Genomic DNA, 16,980 nt, shown 5'->3' with positions numbered 1-16,980 from the left:
CCTTGCGACCCTCGCGGAATGCAGCCAGCTGTGCCCGCCCCCCGCCGCAACGGGAGAGCCCGGGGCGGCGCCTCCCCAGGCGCCCCGGACCGCGCCCTCGGGTTTCCCGGGCCTTCCGCGATCTTTCCCGGCTCCGACGCGACCGAGGGGCCCTCCACGCGGAACAATGGGCCTATGAGCCAGCAGCCCAGCTCCGAGGTCCCGGTCCAGCCCGCCCAGCCGTCCGTCGGCTCGCTCGCCGCGCACCGGCCGCACGCCGTGGCCGGCCCCGCGTCCAACGGGGTCGGCTTCTCCACCGCCGCCGACCTGGACCCCGACCTCGACGCCGACGCGGACGCGTACGAGCCCGACCGGGACGGCGACGAGCTGCCCCAGGGCCGTTTCCTGGACCGGGAGCGCAGCTGGCTCGCGTTCAACGAACGTGTGCTGGAGCTGGCCGAGGACCCGGCCACACCCGTCCTCGAACGGGCTAACTTCCTCGCCATCTTCGCCTCGAACCTCGACGAGTTCTTCATGGTCCGGGTGGCCGGTCTCAAACGCCGCATCGCCACCGGCGTCGCCACCCGCTCCGCCTCCGGGCTCCAGCCCCGCGAGGTCCTCGACCTGATCTGGACCCGCTCGCGCGAGCTCATGGCCCGGCACGCGGCCTGCTTCCAGCAGGACATCGCCCCGGCCCTGTCCGACGAGGGCATCCAGCTGATCCGCTGGCCGGACCTGACCGAGAAGGAGCAGGCCCGGCTGTTCACCTTCTTCCGGCAGCGCGTCTTCCCGGTCCTGACCCCGCTGGCCGTCGACCCCGCGCACCCCTTCCCGTACATCTCCGGGCTCTCCCTCAACCTCGCCGTCGTCGTCCGCAACCCGGTCAGCGGCCACCGGCACTTCGCACGCGTCAAGGTCCCGCCGCTGCTGACCCGCTTCCTGGAGGCGTCCCCGCAGCGGTACGTGCCCATCGAGGACGTCATCGCGGCACACCTGGAGGAGCTGTTCCCGGGGATGGAGGTGCTGGCGCACCACATGTTCCGGGTCACCAGGAACGAGGACCTGGAGGTCGAGGAGGACGACGCGGAGAACCTGCTCCAGGCGCTGGAGAAGGAGCTCATGCGCCGCCGCTTCGGCCCGCCGGTCCGGCTGGAGGTCGAGGAGTCCATCGACCCGTACGTCCTCGATCTGCTGGTCCGCGAGCTGAAGGTGTCCGACGCGGAGGTCTACCCGCTGCCCGGGCCGCTCGACCTCACCGGACTCTTCGCCATCGCCTCGCTGGACCGGCCGGAGCTGAAGTTCCCCAAGTTCATCGCGGGCACCCACCGGGACCTGGCCGAGGTGGAGTCCGCCTCCGCGCCCGACATCTTCGCCGCCCTGCGCGAACGGGACGTCCTGCTCCACCACCCGTACGACTCGTTCTCCACCTCCGTCCAGGCCTTCCTGGAGCAGGCGGCGGGCGACCCGGACGTGCTGGCCATCAAGCAGACGCTGTACCGCACCTCCGGCGACTCCCCGATAGTGGACGCCCTGATCGACGCGGCCGAGTCCGGCAAGCAGGTCCTCGTCCTCGTCGAGATCAAGGCCCGCTTCGACGAGCAGGCCAACATCAAGTGGGCCCGCAAGCTGGAGGAGTCCGGCTGCCATGTCGTGTACGGACTCGTCGGGCTGAAGACCCACTGCAAGCTCTCGCTCGTCGTCCGCCAGGAGGGCGACACGCTGCGCCGCTACTCCCACGTCGGCACCGGCAACTACCACCCCAAGACCGCCAGGCTGTACGAGGACCTCGGCCTGCTCACGGCGGACCCGCAGGTCGGGGCGGATCTCTCCGACCTGTTCAACCGGCTCTCCGGCTACTCCCGCCGCGAGACCTACCGCCGTCTGCTGGTCGCCCCGAAGTCCCTGCGTGACGGGCTGATCGCCCGGATCAACAAGGAGATCGCCCACCACCGCTCGGGCCGCCCCGCCTACGTACGGTTCAAGGTCAATTCGATGGTCGACGAAGCGATCATCGACGCCTGCTACCGCGCCGCCCAGGCGGGCGTGCCCGTCGACATCTGGGTGCGCGGGATCTGCGCGATCCGCCCCGGCGTCGCCGGTCTCTCCGAGAACATCCGGGTCCGTTCCATACTCGGCCGCTTCCTCGAACACTCCCGGATCTTCGCCTTCGGCAACGGCGGCGAGCCCGAGGTGTGGTTCGGCAGCGCCGACATGATGCACCGCAACCTCGACCGCCGGATCGAAGCCCTGGTCCGGGTCACCGACCCCGCCCACCGCGCCGCGCTCAGCCGACTCCTGGAGACCGGTATGGCCGACACCACCTCCTCCTGGCACCTGGGCCCCGACGGCAACTGGACCCGGCACGCCACGGACGCGGACGGCCAGCCGCTGCGGCACGTCCAGGAGATGCTCATCGATGCCCGGAGGCGCCGGCGTGCGACGCCCTGACCAGCAGACGACCACCTCCGCCGGCTCCGGGAGCCCGGAGGCGGCGAAGGCCCCCCACCCGGCCGCCGACCTCACCACCGAGGCTGTTCTCGCGCCCTACCTCCGGGCGCAGGCCGCGGACTTCCTGCGGAGTCTGCGGCTGCACCACGAGCACAGCGCCCCCTCGGACGCCGGCGGACGCGACGCCGAGGAGGCCGCCCGCGCACTGCGCCGCTCGGCACGCCGGATCAGCGGCTCGCTGCACACCTTCCGGGGTGCGCTCGACCCGCTCTGGGCCGATCAGCTCCGTACGGAACTGGCCTGGCTCTCCGCACTCCTCGCCCGCGAACACGCCTACGCCGCCCGTCTGACCCGGCTCGTCGAGGCACTGCACCAGCTCTCCGGGGTCACCCTCCCGGCCGCCCGGTCCGGCAGACCCGCCGCGCCCGACGCCGCCGGTCCCCAGGGCCGCGCCGCGCTCGGGGTCGGGGCCGCCCGGGCCGCCGCCCTGCTGGAACGCCGCCTCACCCTCGCCCGGACCCGGGCGCACTCCGCGGCCCTCCAGGCACTGGGCTCCTCCCGCTTCCACGCGGTCGCCGACGCGGTGGCGCTGCTGGCCTCCGACGTCCCGCTGGCCCCCGGCACCACGGGCCGGGCCCCCGAAGCCCTCCTGGAACCCGCCGAGCTCGCCGAGCAGCGCCTTCTGGCCGCGGTGGCCGCCCTCCCGCCCGACGACGCGGCCGAGCCGTACAACGAGGCGCAGGACGGCCCCTGGCACCAGGCCCGCCTGCTGCTGCGCCTGCACCGGTACGCCCACGAGGTCGTCCTGGGCGCCTCCGACCCGTCCCTGGCGGGCCCGGGGCACGCCCTCGACCTGCACCGGGACGCGGTGGAGGCGGCCGCGGCGGCGGCCGCGGCGGCCCGCACTCCCCGGATCGCCCCGGCCACCGCGTACGCGCTGGGCGTCCTCCATGCGGACCAGCGGCACGAGGTGGAGGCGGCCCGGGCGGTGTTCCGGGAGACCTGGCCGTACACGGCGGCCATGACGGCCCCATGAGCCCCACCGGCGGCCGGGCCGAGCCCCCCGGCCGCACGGGCCACGCCCCCGCGAAGCCCCGCCCGCGGACCGGCACCATCCGCGCCGCGGGCTGCGTCCTGTGGCGCCGCGCCCCCGGCGGCCACGGCGTGGAGATCTGCCTCGTCCACCGGCCCCGCTACGACGACTGGTCCTTCCCCAAGGGCAAGCTGAAGCGTGGCGAGGAACCGCTGGCCGCCGCCGTACGGGAGGTGCTGGAGGAGACCGGTCACCACTGCACCCCGGGCACCCGGCTCCCCACCGCCCGCTACCTGGTGGACGGCCGCCCCAAGGAGGTCGCCTACTGGGCGGCCGAGGCGACGGACGGCGCCTTCGAGGCGAACGACGAGGTGGACCGCCTCCTGTGGCTCACCCCGGGGGCGGCCCGCGCCCGCCTCACCCAGCCCCGGGACGTCCAGCAGCTGACCGCCCTGCTGGACACCCTCGCCGCGCCCTGATCCAGGCCCTGGTCCACGTCCCGACCATCACCCCGGCCGGCCCGGCCCCGCACCCACCTGCCCGACACGGTTCACCTGCCGTTCACTCTCCCCCGTTGGCGGCTTCACCTGTTCTGCCTAATTTCGGACGCACAAGGTGCGCGGCGGCAAGCCACAGCACTCCTCCCCATCGCACGCCGTCGTAGAACGAACTGACCACGGCGGCTCCTGGAAGGAACACCCGAAAGTGAAGCTTCAGCGCAAGAACCGGCTTCGTGCAACCGCGCTCGGTGCCCTCGCCGTCTCCGGCGCCCTGGTCCTCACGGCGTGCGGTTCGGATGACAACAGCAGCGGAGGCGCCTCCGGAAGCGGCGAGAAGTCGACCGCCGCGTCGGACGTCAAGTGCGACGAAGCCAAGGGCCAGGTCCTGGCCGCCGGCTCCAGCGCGCAGAAGAACGCCATGGACATCTGGGTCAAGGAGTTCCAGGCCGCCTGCGCCGGCGTCGAGATCAACTACCAGCCCATCGGCTCGGGCGGCGGCATCACCAAGTTCACCCAGGGCCAGGTCGCCTTCGCGGGCTCCGACTCCGCCCTGAAGCCCGACGAGGTCACCGCCTCCCAGAAGATCTGCGCGGACGGCGGCAAGGGCATCAACCTGCCGATGGTCGGCGGTCCGGTGGCCATCGGGTTCAAGCTCGACGGTGTCGACGAGCTCGTCCTCGACGCCCCGACCCTCGCCAAGATCTTCGACACGAAGATCACCAAGTGGAACGACAAGGCGATCGCCGACCTCAACCCGGACGCGAAGCTGCCGGACACCGCGATCCAGGCCTTCCACCGCTCGGACGAGTCGGGCACGACCCAGAACCTGAACAAGTACCTCAGCGTCGCCGCCCCCGACGACTGGAAGTTCGACGCCTCCTCCAAGTCCTGGGAGGCCAAGGGCGGCCAGGCGGCCAGCGGCTCGGCCGGCGTCGCCTCCGCCGTCAAGGACATCAACGGCGCCATCGGCTACTTCGAGCTCTCCTACGCCGCGGCCAGCGACATGACCACCGTCAAGATCGACACCGGTGCCGGCGCCCCGGTCGAGGCCACCTCGGAGAACGCCTCCAAGGCCATCGCCGCCGCCAAGATCAAGGGCACCGGCAACGACGTGGCCCTGGAGCTCGACTACGCGACCAAGGCCGAGGGCGCCTACCCGATCATCCTGGTGACGTACGAGATCGCCTGCGACAAGGGCAACAAGGCCGAGACCCTGCCCTCCGTCAAGGCGTTCCTGAACTACGCGATCAGCGAAGAGGGCCAGAAGGTCCTCACCGACGCGCACTACGCGCCGATGCCCGCCGAGATCGCGGCCAAGGTCCGCGAGATCGTCCCCACCCTGTCCTGACCCGGCCGCGGCCGGCCCCCTGACCGGGGGCCGGCCGCGCCTTCCGGTGCACCGCCGCCAGGAGCCGTACGGCTCCGCAGACCGGAGACATCAGATGGAAACAGCAACAGCACCCAAGCACGCGCCGCCACCGGAGCAGCCGACAGGCGCTCCCCGCGGCAAGGCCCGACCCGGCGACCGGATCTTCCTCGGTCTGTCCAAGGGGTCCGGCATCACCCTCCTGGTGATCATGGCCGCCATCGCGGCCTTCCTCAGCTACCGCACCGTCCTCGCGATCTCCAAGGACGAGGCGAACTTCCTCACGACCTTCGAGTGGAACCCGGCCGGCGACCCGCCCGTCTTCGGCATCGCGGTCCTCGCCTTCGGCACCATCGTCAGCTCGGTCATCGCGATGGTGCTGGCCGTGCCGGTCGCCATCGGCATCGCGCTGTTCATCTCGCACTTCGCGCCGCGCCGGCTGGCCGGCCCGATAGCGTATTTGGTGGACCTGCTCGCCGCGGTCCCCAGCATCATCTACGGCCTCTGGGGCGTGGTCTTCCTCGTGCCCTACCTCGACGGCCTGAACAAGTGGCTGGACGAGTACCTCGGCTGGACCTACATCTTCGAGCGGACCAGCGAGGGCGCCGCCCGCAACCTCTTCACCGTCGGCATCCTGCTGGCGATCATGATCCTGCCGATCATCACCAACGTCACCCGTGAGGTCTTCCTCCAGTCGCCGAAGATGCACGAGGAAGCCGCTCTGGCCCTCGGTGCCACCCGCTGGGAAGTCATCCGGATGGCGGTCCTCCCCTTCGGCCGCTCCGGCATCATCAGCGCCTCGATGCTGGGACTGGGCCGTGCGCTCGGCGAGACGATGGCCGTCGCCGTCGTCCTCTCCCCGAGCTTCGTGCTCTCCGGACACCTGCTGGATCCGGGCGGCGGCACCTTCGCCCAGAACATCGCCGCGAAGTTCAACGAGGCGGACGAATTCGGCCGTGACGCCCTGATCGCCTCCGGCCTGGTCCTCTTCGCCATCACCCTGCTGGTCAACGGCGCGGCCCGCGCGATCATCGCCCGCCGCAAGGAGTACTCGGGGGCCAACGCATGAGCCACACCGTCCAGGAAAAGCGCCCCGTCGCCGCCCCGTCGCACGCCACGCTCGCCCACGCCAGGATGCCCCGCTGGGCCCCCGCGGCCATCGCCGTCGGCTCGGTGGCCACCGGCTGCCTGATCGGGTTCGTGGCCGGGCTGGACAGCCGCACCCAGTGGGGCATGATCTCCGCCCTGGTCTTCGTGGCCGCCACCTACCTCATCACCGCGAAGGTGGAGGGCAGCCGCCAGGGCAAGAACCGTGTCGCCACGAGCCTGGTCTGGGTCTGCTTCCTGCTGGCCATCGTGCCGCTGCTCTCCCTCGCGTGGATCACCCTCAGCAAGGGCGTCACCGTCCTCGACGGCTACTTCCTCACGCACTCGATGAGCGGTCTCCTCGACACCGAGGAGGGCGGCGGCGTCTACCACGCCCTGCTCGGCACCATCGAGCAGGTGGCCATCGCGGCGCTCATCGCCACCCCGATCGGCCTGCTGACCGCCGTCTACCTGGTCGAGTACGGGCGGGGAAGGCTGGCCCGGGCCGTCACCTTCTTCGTCGACGTCATGACGGGCATCCCGTCGATCGTGGCCGGTCTCTTCGTCCTCGCCACCTGGAACCTCATGCTCGGGTTCGGCCCCTCCGGCTTCGCCGGCTCCCTGGCCCTCGCGATCCTGATGATGCCGGTGATCGTCCGCTCCACCGAGGAGATGCTCAAGCTCGTCCCGAACGAGCTCCGCGAGGCCTCCCTCGCCCTGGGCGTACCCCAGTGGCGCACCATCCTGAAGGTGGTCCTGCCGACGGCGATCGGCGGCATCACGACGGGTGTGATGCTGGCGGTGGCCCGCATCACCGGCGAGACCGCCCCCGTCCTGCTGCTCGTCTTCGGCACGAAGCTGATCAACCCGAACCCCTTCGACGGAGCGCAGTCGTCACTGCCGCTGTACGTGTACGAGCAGTACTCCGTCGGCACGACGGCCTCGGTCGACCGCGCCTGGGCAGGCGCCCTGGTCCTGATCGCCTTCGTCATGATCCTCAACCTGGTGGCCCGCGGCATCGCCCGCTGGAAGGCCCCGCAGACCGGCCGCTGAGGCCACCGAAAGTGAAGTGATCCCCATGGCCAAGCGCATCGATGTCAGCGGGCTGAGCGCCTTCTACGGCACGCACCGTGCGATCGACGACATCTCGATGACCGTCGAGCCCCGCTCCGTGACGGCCTTCATCGGCCCGTCCGGCTGCGGAAAGTCCACCTTCCTGCGCACCCTGAACCGCATGCACGAGGTGACCCCCGGCGGTCGCGTCGAGGGCAAGGTGCTGCTGGACGACGAGAACCTCTACGCCAGGGACGTCGACCCGGTCGCCGTCCGCCGCACCGTCGGCATGGTCTTCCAGCGCCCGAACCCCTTCCCGACCATGTCGATCTTCGACAACGTCGCGGCGGGTCTGCGTCTGAACGGCACGCACAAGAAGAGCGAGCTCACGGACATCGTGGAGAAGTCGCTCAAGGGCGCCAACCTCTGGAACGAGGTCAAGGACCGGCTCAACAAGCCCGGCTCCGGCCTCTCCGGCGGCCAGCAGCAGCGACTGTGCATCGCCCGCGCCATCGCGGTCGAGCCCCAGGTCCTGCTGATGGACGAGCCGTGCTCGGCGCTCGACCCGATCTCGACCCTCGCCATCGAGGACCTGATCGGCGAGCTGAAGGAGCGCTTCACGATCGTCATCGTGACGCACAACATGCAGCAGGCGGCCCGTGTCTCGGACCGTACGGCGTTCTTCAACCTGGCGGCCGTGGGCCAGCCCGGCAAGCTCATCGAGATCGACGAGACGGAGCGCATCTTCGCCAACCCGTCGGTCCAGGCCACGGAGGACTACATCTCCGGTCGCTTCGGCTGATCCGCCCCCCCATGACGGCCTTGCGGTGCTGCATGGCGGTGCCACCACAAGGCGAAAGGGTCCGCCCCCGTTCTCCTCGGAGAACGGGGGCGGACCCCTTCACATCTACGTCCACGTGTACGTCCACGTCTGCGTCCACGTCGTACGTGGTCGGCTCAGCCGAAGAACAGGAACACCGCTCCATAGCTGAGAGCGGCCACCAGCGCCGCGGCCGGCATGGTGATGAACCAGCCGAGGATGATGTTCTTCGCGACGCCCCAGCGCACGGCGTTCACCCGCTTCGTGGCGCCGACGCCCATGATCGCGGAGGTGATGACGTGCGTCGTGGAGATCGGGGCGTGGAAGAGGAACGCCGAGCCGAACATGATCGACGCGCCGGTCGTCTCCGCCGCGAAGCCCTGCGGCGGGTCCAGCTCGATGATCTTCCGGCCGAGGGTCCGCATGATGCGCCAGCCACCCGCGTACGTACCCAGCGAGAGCATCACCGCACAGGCGATCTTCACCCAGATGGGGATCTCGTCGTTGGGGCCCTCGATATCGGCGATGACCAGGGCCATCACCACGATGCCCATCGTCTTCTGGGCGTCCTGGAGACCGTGGCCGAGGGCCATGCCCGCCGCCGAGACCGTCTGCGCGATCCGGAAGCCGCGCTTGGCCTTGTGCGGGTTGGCGTTCCGGAACATCCACATGATGCCGACCATCACCAGGTAGCCGACCAGCAGACCGACGACCGGGGAGATGAACATCGGGATGACGACCTTCTCCAGCACCCCGGACCAGATCACATCCGTACCGCCGGCCAGCGCCGCCCCGACCATCCCGCCGAACAGGGCGTGCGAGGACGAGGAGGGGAGGCCGAAGTACCAGGTGATGAGGTTCCAGATGATCGCGCCGACCAGCGCCGCGAACAGGATGCCCATCCCCTTCTGCCCCACGGGCGTGGCGATGAGGCCTTCGCTGACGGTCTTGGCGACCCCCTGGCCCAGGAAGGCACCGGCGAGGTTCATCACCGCCGCCATCGCCAGAGCCGCACGCGGGGTCAGCGCCCGGGTGGAGACCGAGGTGGCGATGGCGTTCGCCGAGTCGTGGAAGCCGTTCGTATACGTGAAGCCGAGCGCGACACCGATGGTCACGATCAGCGCAAAGGTGTCCACGAGGTTCAGGACTCCTTGACCGCGATGGTCTCCACGGTGTTGGCGACGTGCTCGAAAGCGTCAGCCGCCTCTTCCAGCACGTCCACGATCTGCTTGAGCTTCAGCACCTCCATGGCGTCGTACTTGCCGTTGAAGAGGTGGGCGAGCAGCTTGCGGTGGATCTGGTCGGCCTGGTTCTCCAGCCGGTTGACCTCGATCCAGTACTCCGTGAGGTTGTCCATGGTCCGCAGCCCCGGCATGGCCTCGGCGGTCAGTTCCGCCGCCCGGGCCAGCACCTCGATCTGCTGCTCGACGCCCTTGGGGAGCTCCTGGACCTGGTAGAGGACGACCAGGTCGACGGCCTCCTCCATGAAGTCCATGATGTCGTCGAGCGAGGACGCCAGCTTGTAGATGTCCTCGCGGTCGAACGGCGTGATGAAGGAGGAGTTGAGCTGGTGGAAGATCGCGTGGGTGGCATCGTCCCCCGCGTGCTCCGCTGCCCGCATCCGCTCCGCGATCTCGACTCGGGAGGCAGAATCCGCCCCGAGCAGTTCCATCAGGAGTTTCGAGCCCGTGACAATGTTGTCCGCGGACGCGGAGAACATGTCGTAGAAGCTCGTCTCCCTGGGGGTCAGACGAAAGCGCACGTGGGGTCCTCGGATGCATTGAGTTCGGTCAGGCTGATGCTAGGCGCATCATCCGGCCACGGCTAACCGGCGTTCTTCAGTGTCGCCCATCGGGCAGAGTGATCAGTACGGACCCCCGGTCACGTTTCGACAGGATTCGGTACGATATACCCGGCAGGGGTATAAGGACGTCAGGCGCGACAGGCGCGGCAGGCCGGCACGGCAGAGCGGTTACGCAGCACCGCAAGACCCCGGTCCTCATGGGGCCCCATGAGGACAAGCCTCACGAGGACAGACGGAGGACGCAGATGACCACGACCGGGACCACAGGAACGGAATCGGCGGGCGCGGCGGCCCCGGACCCCGAGGCGACCGTCCCCGCGGACGTCGTCACCGACCACGACCGCGGCATCCACGGCTACCACCACCAGAAGGACGAACACCTCAAACGGCTGCGCCGGATCGAGGGCCAGATCCGCGGCCTCCAGCGCATGGTCGACGAGGACGTCTACTGCATCGACATACTCACCCAGGTCTCGGCCTCCACGAAGGCCCTGCAGTCCTTCGCCCTCCAGCTGCTGGAGGAGCACCTGCGCCACTGCGTCGCCGACGCGGCGGTCAAGGGCGGCGAGGAGATCGACGCGAAGGTCGAAGAGGCCACGAAGGCGATCGCCCGACTGCTACGTACATAAGGCGGGGCGGGGCACGACGGGGGGCGGGCGCGACGAGGGCCGGGTCCGCGCGGGCGGGACGAGGAGCCGCGTCCGCCGCACTCCGGGACATACGGGGCATGGAGGGGGCATACGTGCCACCAGGGGCATACGGGGCTGCCCGACGTCTACGGGCCCCGGGGGCGTCGGGCCACCGGGGGCGTTCGGTCCGTCCGGCGCACAGGCGTGGGGTCACCCCCGGCGAGCAGCCTGCCGGGGAACGGCCGGCGTCCAGGACTCCGTGTCCCGGCCCCGGACACTGAGCGACTCGTCCCGGACCTTGAGCACCTCGTCGATACGGTCGGGGCTGAGGCGCTCCTCGCCCGCCACCGCCGACGCGGCGATCATCAGCTCGCCGCACAGTTCGATCTCGGCGAGGGCCACACAGTCCTGAGCGTTCGGAGCGCTGAGCGTCACCACCTGCGTCACCTCTCTCTGCCGTCGTCGACCCGGGGGCCCGGGCCCCCGGAGACCCGGGACCCCGGCAACCGGGACCCTGACAACCAGGGCCCCGACACATACCGGCTTCCTAGCGTAGGGATCGCGATACGCACCGCGCATGGCACGGACGGACCATTTCGGCCCCCTCCCAACCGGCCACCCCGCCCCTCCCCCTCCCCTCCCTCAACCCTGCTGGATCTCGCCGGTGAAGATGTCGTCGTCGTCCGGCAGGGTGACGGTGACGGGCAGCCCGAACCCGTACAGCAGCAGCGTCGAGACGACCGACACCTCAGGGCCGTCGGCCTCGGAGGAGAAGCTGAAGCGGTGGCGTACCTTCCGCAGCCGGCCGTCGTCGTCGAGGTAGGCGTCGAAGGGGACGGCATCGTTGCTGAACCCTTTCGCCGCCGCGTTCAACGCCCCGCGTGACAGGGGAGAGGCGCCCCGCGCGGCACGCCCGAGGTCCGCTACGCCGCGGTAGTGACGCACCATCACCCCGGCCAGCTCGGACTTCCCCACGTACGTCACCTCGTCTGCCCCGCGCAGCAGTTCGGCGGCGGCCATCGGATCGGTAACCCCTCCGGTGACGAGGTTGCCGTCCTTCAGCGTGGTCGTGTCGATCCGGACCCACTTGTCGTCGGGCACCCCGGCGCCACGGTTCTTCATGTACAGCGCGCCGGGGGCCAGCAGCTCGGTGATCGGCCGGTGACCGTCCTCGCCCGCCGCGTCCTTGCCCGCCGCGTCCTGGGGCAGCACCACCTTGAGCCGCCCCAACTGTGTACGGAAGTCGTACGCGCCCTGCCCCCGGATCGTCACCCGGGTCCCGCCGACCGCCGTCTCCATCGACGTACGGGCCTCCGCACCGCCCGCCTCGACGAGGGCGTCCGCGGCCTGCCCGAGCACATCGATCGGACGCTCGGCGGCCACGGGACGCTGCCCGGACCCGCCACCCGCGCCGCTCCCGCCATCACCGCCGTCCCCACTGGAGCACCCGGCGGTGACCGCCATCACCCCGGCCACAGCGAGGGCGCAGGCAGCACGGGCCCCGCCTCCGTACCTGTACTGCTGCACCACCATCGCCTGCCAACCCCCAACGACTTCCGCCCGGCCCGAGCCCTCACCCGCCTCGCATAACGACCACCGGCGCCGCCCGTCACGCCGCCCCCGGCGCGGCGGGCGGCGGGCGGCGGGTACCCGGGCAGCCGGTGGGCGCTATGCGGAGCGGTCGCACAGCGTGCGGCTGGTGGGTTGTGCGGAGCGGTGGCCGCAGGGCGGGCAGCCGGTGGGGCATGCCGGGCGGCGGCCGGAGAGCGGGCAGCCGTGGGGCACGCCAGGCGGGGGCCGCAGGGCGGGCAGCCGGTGAGCGTCATGCGCCGCGGCCACACGGGGGGCAACCCGTGGGCGTCATGCCCGGCGAGCGCACGGCGGGCAGCCGGTACTCGGCCCTCCGTTCACCGGCCGCCGCCAGTACCGTGGTCACGTGCATGAGGAACCCCCTGCCCCCGCTCGCACCGCCACCGTCCCGCACACCCAAATCCGGCCCGCCCTCACCCCACCGACGCACGCCCCACCCCCTGCGCCCCCTTCACCTTCTTCCCCCACCGCTCCCCCCACCGCTCCCGCTCCTCCTTCCCCTCCCCTTCCCGCTCCGTCGCCGATGGGGCACAGCGCCACGACAATCGAGCGCGGCTCGTTCTGCCTGGCCCGCTGCACCTGCGGCTGGTCGGGCCCGGCGCGCAGGTCCCGGGACCGGGCCCGTACCGACGCAGCCGAACACCTCGCCGCCGCCTGACCGTCGGGTACCCGTACAGGACCGCCAGGTACCCGTACACGCACGTTCCCCCAGGCGCTCGTAGCACCTGGGGGAACGGAGGCAAAACGATCATGCAGTTGACGGTCGAGCGGAGGGTCAGGCGGCGAGGTCCTTCTCCCCGGCGTCACCGCGTCCGGCCCCGGGCCTCGGCTCGGGGATGCCCATCGCGTCGCCGCGCTCATCGGCGTACGCGACGGACAGCTTCTTGGAGCGGACGAACCAGCCGACGCGCGGCGAACGCGAGATCGCCGCCATCAGCGGCGTCAGCAGCGCCATGGCGAGCGGCGCCAGGAGCAGGGTGACGGCCGTACCGAGGGCGAACCCGCCGATCACGTCGGTCGGGTAGTGGACGCCCATGTAGATCCGGCTGACGCCGGCGAAGAGCGCAAGGCCGATCGCGATGAAGCCGAACTTCCGGTTCGCCACGAAGATGCCGACGGCGATGCCCATGGCCAGCGTGGAGTGGTCACTGACGAACGAGAAGTCCGTCTTGCCGTGGATCAGGACCTCAAGGCCTTCGTGGTCGTTGAACGGACGCGGCCGTTCGACGAATCCGCGGATCGGGATGTTGATGATGATCGCGATCGCGGCGGCGAGCGGAGCCCAGACGATGGCGGCGGCAGCCGTCACCGAGTCGTCGAGCGTCCCTCGCTTGCGCATGCTCCACCAGCACCACAGGCCCACCAAGACCAGGCCGAACATGATCCCGTACTCGCCGACGAACTCCATGGTCCGGTCGAACCAGGTCGGAGCGGCCTTCGCGAGCCCGTTGATGTCGTAGAGCAGACTGACGTCCGGGTTCGACCCGTCGAGTTCGAGTCCAGCCATCTGCTGCGGCCCCTTGCCTTGTCTGCTTCATCTGCTGCTTCATCCGCTGCGGCGCACGTCCGAGCGCGCCGCCGTGGTCGAACCCCCGTGTTCGGTGCGATCCCCTTCTACTGCACTGTGCTCTCCAGGGAACGGCCCGGCCGCCGTGTGCGTTCCGCTCTCCACCGAATGATCACCATGACGTTATCGAAGAGTGACTCGTCGTCGCAGCTCAGGGCCCAGGCTTCACGGAGAGTTCCGGCCACGGCTGACTGGACGTCAGCCCCCGAGGCGGCCCCCCCGAGGCGGACCTCCGGAGGGAGACCCCTGGAGAGGGATCCGCCTCACCTCGGAGGCAGATCCGTCGGCAGGGCGGCCGCCCCGTCCTTGGTGACCCGGGTCGCACCGAAGTAGTCCGGCGTATCGATCTTGTCGAACCGGATCACCGCCCCCGTGAACGGGGCATTGATCATATAACCGCCCCCGACATACAGCCCGACATGCCGGATCGCCCGGGAGTTGGTCAGGTCGTCGGAGAAGAACACCAGGTCCCCCGGAAGCAGTTCGTCCCGCGCGGGATGCGGTCCCGCGTTGTACTGGTCGTTGGCGACGCGCGGCAACTCGATGCCCACGGTCCGGTACGCCGCCTGGGTCAGCCCCGAGCAGTCGAACCGCCCCTGCTGCTCGGGCGTCCCGTTGCCGCCCCACAGATACGGCGTGCCGAGCTTCTTCTGCGCGAAGTAGATGGCCCCGGCCGCCTGCCGGGAGGGCGCGACACGACCGACCGGCCGGGCGAAGCTCTTCTCCAGCGAGCGGATGATCTTGACGTAGTTCTGCGTCTCCTTGTACGGCGGGACTCCGCCGTACTTGATCACCGCGTAGGCCCCGGCGTTGTAGGCGGCCAGCATGTTGTTCGTCGGGTCGCCCGGCACCTTCTTCACGTACCCGGCGAGCTCGCAGTCGTACGAGGCGGCCGAGGGAATCGCGTCGGCGGGGTCCCAGACGTCCCGCTTCCCGTCGCCGTTGCCGTCGATCCCGTGCGTGGCCCAGGTGCCGGGGATGAACTGGGCGATGCCCTGCGCGGCGGCGTGGCTCTGCGCCCGCGGATTCCAGCCGCTCTCCTGGTACAACTGCGCGGCCAGCAGCGCGGGATTGATGGCGGGGCAGAGATTGCCCCACTTTTGCACGAGCGGCTGGTACCGCGCCGGAACGGCACCCTTGGCAAGCGCGACGGCACCACCGCCGCCCGCCCCGGCAAGACCGGCGGCGGCCGAGTACGTACCGACGACGAGCAGCGCCAGGAAGCACATGACCATGCCGACGCCGATGCCACCGAACACCCAGAATTTCCGCACCCCTCAACCATCCCCCATCGAGGGACGCTTCAGGGATGTTTTCGCGGGTGTGTACGAGTCATCCGCGACTCTCCCGAGTCATCCGCGACACATCACCGGCGCACCCGAGGCACAGGGGGGCGTCCCCGGCTCACCACCACAGAGCGGAAGCCGGAAGCCGAAAGCACCAGAACTGACCGGCACTCACCCCCCGCCCCCCCCGGCCGGAAGTCGGACTGGCCGGGGGGTGGGGCAGAGGACAGCCCAGCCTCGCGCGCAGGCCCATTCGGTACGGAGACGGGGGCCGGCAACCATCGACTCCGCCACCGCACGGGCTGCCTGCCCCCAGGAACGCCTGCCCCTCACCGCCGAAGCAGACGCTGACGCCGAACCCGATATCCGCGACCACACACACGGCCGGAAACCACTCATCGTTGCTGACCGCCTTGATTCGGCAGTCGTTGACGGCCCGTCGGCGGGTCATCCCTCAGCCCCCGGTGGCGTTGGGCTCATGGGCCCATTGGATGTCGGGGTCGATGCGTTGCAGGACTGCGTCCAACAGCGAGCCGACGAGCTCGGCGGCGACCTGGACGTCCATAGCACCACCGCTGTCCGTACCGCTGTCTGCGTCCTTGGGTACATCACCACCCAGCGGGCACTTCCGCTCTCGCACCCGCACCTGGACGGAGGAATCCCCAGAACCAGAACCAGAACCAGGGCCGTCCCGGAGAGCAGCGGGGCCCGCTTCGCTCGCATCGCTCCGGTACCTCCATCTCGAACCAGCGAGGCGCTGCCCGACACGATCAGGGCGACGCAGTCCGCGAAGACGGCGTCAGGCTCCGGGCTGAAGAAGTTCGAGTGCGCGTCCAGGCTGACACCGCCCCCGCCAAGGAGCGGCTCGGCCGTCGGCGACCGGGAAGCGCCGCGCCCTGCACGGCGAAGAGCCCGCGTCAGATGTGGACACCGCCGGTATGGACGTACAGCGACAACACGAACGCGCACAGCGACCGGACCGCGCCCACCAGGGTGCCCACGAAGAGCACACGAACCAGGATCAGGACTGCCTGCAACGACCGGGGCGTCGCACGCCTTTCCCAGCCTGCTGTGGCAGCGCTTACATCGACGTCAGCAGAAACCGTGCTTCCCTCACATGCCGACCAAGAGCAGTCCCTTACCTCTACCTCGCCAGTGGGCGGAACGACACCAGGTCAGTCACTCCGCGTATGCGACCACGCCGACAGGGGAGCGACATCGACCCAGGGACCAATGTGGGACTCACAGGTTGACCCAAGTCGCTCTAGTCACCGCCCGGACGTTGCGTCGACTTCCGGCGTCTCTGCCGACCAGAAGTCGGAGTGGATGTTCGGGCGAGGAATGAACTCCATGCCCTCATAGAGGGGCGCAGTCGCCTGGCTGATGGAGTCAGCCACTTCGGACTCACGGACACACGGCGTGTCCACCTGGAAGAAGGCTTGCCCCTTTCCCCCAATGCGAAGCCTCATGCCGAATCCATCATGCGTACGGGCGTAGATGGCCGGAAATTCGGCATCATTGTTGACAACAGTCATGCGATACCCGCTCTTACGCCAGAACCGGTCCACGACCCCCAGAAGGTTCCCCCTACGCGCAGCAGAAATATGTGTCATAACGACACGCCTGCGCGACACATCGCAGCTTCCCACAGTTGTGGGGCCATGCGTCCATCGCAGTTCGGGCTGAATCTCCTGCAGTACGGAGTCAAGAATCTCATCAGACCGTTCCGCCGCAGCCTGCATGTCCATGCTCGACCCCTCCCGCATCGCGCACCCAACCAGTATGAGACCAACACATCCGACAGCCAGAAAGGAGTTAA

General features: G+C 69.8%; 16 protein-coding genes. 9 read left to right on the top strand and 7 right to left on the bottom strand.

What is annotated here, in order from left to right; all coding sequences use genetic code 11:
- Positions 1–174: 174 nt before the first annotated feature.
- The 7 genes from ACZ5WC_RS26025 to pstB all read left to right on the top strand — a co-directional run bounded on the left by ACZ5WC_RS26025 (position 175) and on the right by pstB (position 8,267).
- Entirely contained in the window at positions 175–2,427 is a 2,253-nt protein-coding gene (locus ACZ5WC_RS26025; protein WP_096629861.1) for an RNA degradosome polyphosphate kinase, read from the top strand.
- Positions 2,396–3,463, top strand: a complete 1,068-nt coding sequence (locus tag ACZ5WC_RS26020) for a CHAD domain-containing protein (protein ID WP_468543067.1) — start codon at positions 2,396–2,398, stop codon at positions 3,461–3,463. Before ACZ5WC_RS26025 ends, ACZ5WC_RS26020 begins: the two co-directional genes overlap by 32 nt.
- A complete protein-coding gene (locus ACZ5WC_RS26015; protein WP_468543066.1) occupies positions 3,460–3,939 on the top strand; it encodes an NUDIX hydrolase in 480 nt (159 codons plus the stop codon). Before ACZ5WC_RS26020 ends, ACZ5WC_RS26015 begins: the two co-directional genes overlap by 4 nt.
- 226 nt (positions 3,940–4,165) lie before the next feature.
- Positions 4,166–5,308 (top strand): phosphate ABC transporter substrate-binding protein PstS, encoded by a 1,143-nt coding sequence (gene pstS / locus ACZ5WC_RS26010; RefSeq protein ID WP_468543065.1) that lies wholly within the window; start codon positions 4,166–4,168, stop codon positions 5,306–5,308.
- A 94-nt stretch (positions 5,309–5,402) separates the two neighbouring features.
- Positions 5,403–6,395, top strand: a complete 993-nt coding sequence (pstC, locus tag ACZ5WC_RS26005) for a phosphate ABC transporter permease subunit PstC (RefSeq protein ID WP_468543064.1) — start codon at positions 5,403–5,405, stop codon at positions 6,393–6,395.
- Positions 6,392–7,465: a phosphate ABC transporter permease PstA gene (gene pstA / locus ACZ5WC_RS26000; RefSeq protein ID WP_311120705.1), complete on the top strand. Its 1,074-nt coding sequence runs from the start codon at positions 6,392–6,394 to the stop codon at positions 7,463–7,465. Before pstC ends, pstA begins: the two co-directional genes overlap by 4 nt.
- A 25-nt stretch (positions 7,466–7,490) precedes the next feature.
- On the top strand, positions 7,491–8,267 hold the full coding sequence (gene pstB, locus ACZ5WC_RS25995; protein ID WP_468543063.1) for a phosphate ABC transporter ATP-binding protein PstB: 777 nt from the start codon (positions 7,491–7,493) through the stop codon (positions 8,265–8,267).
- A gap of 155 nt (positions 8,268–8,422) precedes the next feature.
- Here the strand turns inward: pstB and ACZ5WC_RS25990 are convergent, their stop codons facing one another.
- On the bottom strand, positions 8,423–9,421 hold the full coding sequence (locus tag ACZ5WC_RS25990; protein ID WP_311120703.1) for an inorganic phosphate transporter: 999 nt from the start codon (positions 9,419–9,421) through the stop codon (positions 8,423–8,425).
- Between the two features lie 5 nt (positions 9,422–9,426).
- Complete coding sequence (locus ACZ5WC_RS25985) at positions 9,427–10,047, bottom strand: DUF47 domain-containing protein (protein ID WP_069740154.1); 621 nt, start codon at positions 10,045–10,047, stop codon at positions 9,427–9,429.
- 287 nt (positions 10,048–10,334) lie between these two features.
- On the opposite strand from ACZ5WC_RS25985, the gene ACZ5WC_RS25980 reads away from it, so the two are divergent.
- Complete coding sequence (locus ACZ5WC_RS25980) at positions 10,335–10,718, top strand: metal-sensitive transcriptional regulator (RefSeq protein ID WP_468543062.1); 384 nt, start codon at positions 10,335–10,337, stop codon at positions 10,716–10,718.
- Between the two features lie 210 nt (positions 10,719–10,928).
- Here the strand turns inward: ACZ5WC_RS25980 and ACZ5WC_RS25975 are convergent, their stop codons facing one another.
- Together ACZ5WC_RS25975 and ACZ5WC_RS25970 are read right to left on the bottom strand one after the other, a co-directional pair.
- Positions 10,929–11,165, bottom strand: coding sequence for a hypothetical protein (locus ACZ5WC_RS25975; RefSeq protein ID WP_468543061.1), 237 nt, complete (start codon positions 11,163–11,165; stop codon positions 10,929–10,931).
- Positions 11,166–11,360: 195 nt separating this feature from the next.
- Positions 11,361–12,251 carry an SCO4651 family lipoprotein gene (locus tag ACZ5WC_RS25970; protein ID WP_468543060.1) on the bottom strand — a complete coding sequence of 297 codons (891 nt, stop codon included), beginning with the start codon at positions 12,249–12,251 and terminating at the stop codon, positions 11,361–11,363.
- A 457-nt stretch (positions 12,252–12,708) separates the two neighbouring features.
- On the opposite strand from ACZ5WC_RS25970, the gene ACZ5WC_RS25965 reads away from it, so the two are divergent.
- On the top strand, positions 12,709–12,966 hold the full coding sequence (locus ACZ5WC_RS25965) for a hypothetical protein (RefSeq protein ID WP_468543197.1): 258 nt from the start codon (positions 12,709–12,711) through the stop codon (positions 12,964–12,966).
- Positions 12,967–13,083: 117 nt separating this feature from the next.
- On the opposite strand, the gene ACZ5WC_RS25960 is transcribed toward ACZ5WC_RS25965, so the two are convergent.
- The 3 genes from ACZ5WC_RS25960 to ACZ5WC_RS25950 form a co-directional block, all read right to left on the bottom strand.
- Positions 13,084–13,815 (bottom strand): phosphatase PAP2 family protein, encoded by a 732-nt coding sequence (locus ACZ5WC_RS25960; RefSeq protein WP_468543059.1) that lies wholly within the window; start codon positions 13,813–13,815, stop codon positions 13,084–13,086.
- A 323-nt stretch (positions 13,816–14,138) separates the two neighbouring features.
- Positions 14,139–15,134, bottom strand: a complete 996-nt coding sequence (locus ACZ5WC_RS25955) for a C40 family peptidase (protein ID WP_468543196.1) — start codon at positions 15,132–15,134, stop codon at positions 14,139–14,141.
- Positions 15,135–16,429: 1,295 nt separating this feature from the next.
- Complete coding sequence (locus ACZ5WC_RS25950) at positions 16,430–16,909, bottom strand: hypothetical protein (RefSeq protein WP_468543058.1); 480 nt, start codon at positions 16,907–16,909, stop codon at positions 16,430–16,432.
- Positions 16,910–16,980 lie beyond the last annotated feature (71 nt).

Source organism: Streptomyces sp. NPDC033165 (assembly GCF_055577965.1).
The sequence above is the reverse complement of the archived record's forward strand: the minus strand, read 5'-3'. Positions and strand labels throughout refer to the sequence as shown.

Bases quoted from the DNA above. Each gene is read 5' to 3' on its own strand.
- ACZ5WC_RS26025 (WP_096629861.1), top strand. From the start codon at position 175: ATGAGCCAGCAGCCCAGCTCCGAGGTCCCGGTCCAGCCCGCCCAGCCG.
- ACZ5WC_RS26020 (WP_468543067.1), top strand. From the start codon at position 2,396: ATGCCCGGAGGCGCCGGCGTGCGACGCCCTGACCAGCAGACGACCACC.
- ACZ5WC_RS26015 (WP_468543066.1), top strand. From the start codon at position 3,460: ATGAGCCCCACCGGCGGCCGGGCCGAGCCCCCCGGCCGCACGGGCCAC.
- pstC (WP_468543064.1), top strand. From the start codon at position 5,403: ATGGAAACAGCAACAGCACCCAAGCACGCGCCGCCACCGGAGCAGCCG.
- pstA (WP_311120705.1), top strand. From the start codon at position 6,392: ATGAGCCACACCGTCCAGGAAAAGCGCCCCGTCGCCGCCCCGTCGCAC.
- pstB (WP_468543063.1), top strand. From the start codon at position 7,491: ATGGCCAAGCGCATCGATGTCAGCGGGCTGAGCGCCTTCTACGGCACG.
- ACZ5WC_RS25980 (WP_468543062.1), top strand. From the start codon at position 10,335: ATGACCACGACCGGGACCACAGGAACGGAATCGGCGGGCGCGGCGGCC.
- ACZ5WC_RS25970 (WP_468543060.1), bottom strand. From the start codon at position 12,251: ATGGTGGTGCAGCAGTACAGGTACGGAGGCGGGGCCCGTGCTGCCTGC.
- ACZ5WC_RS25960 (WP_468543059.1), bottom strand. From the start codon at position 13,815: ATGGCTGGACTCGAACTCGACGGGTCGAACCCGGACGTCAGTCTGCTC.
- ACZ5WC_RS25950 (WP_468543058.1), bottom strand. From the start codon at position 16,909: ATGGACATGCAGGCTGCGGCGGAACGGTCTGATGAGATTCTTGACTCC.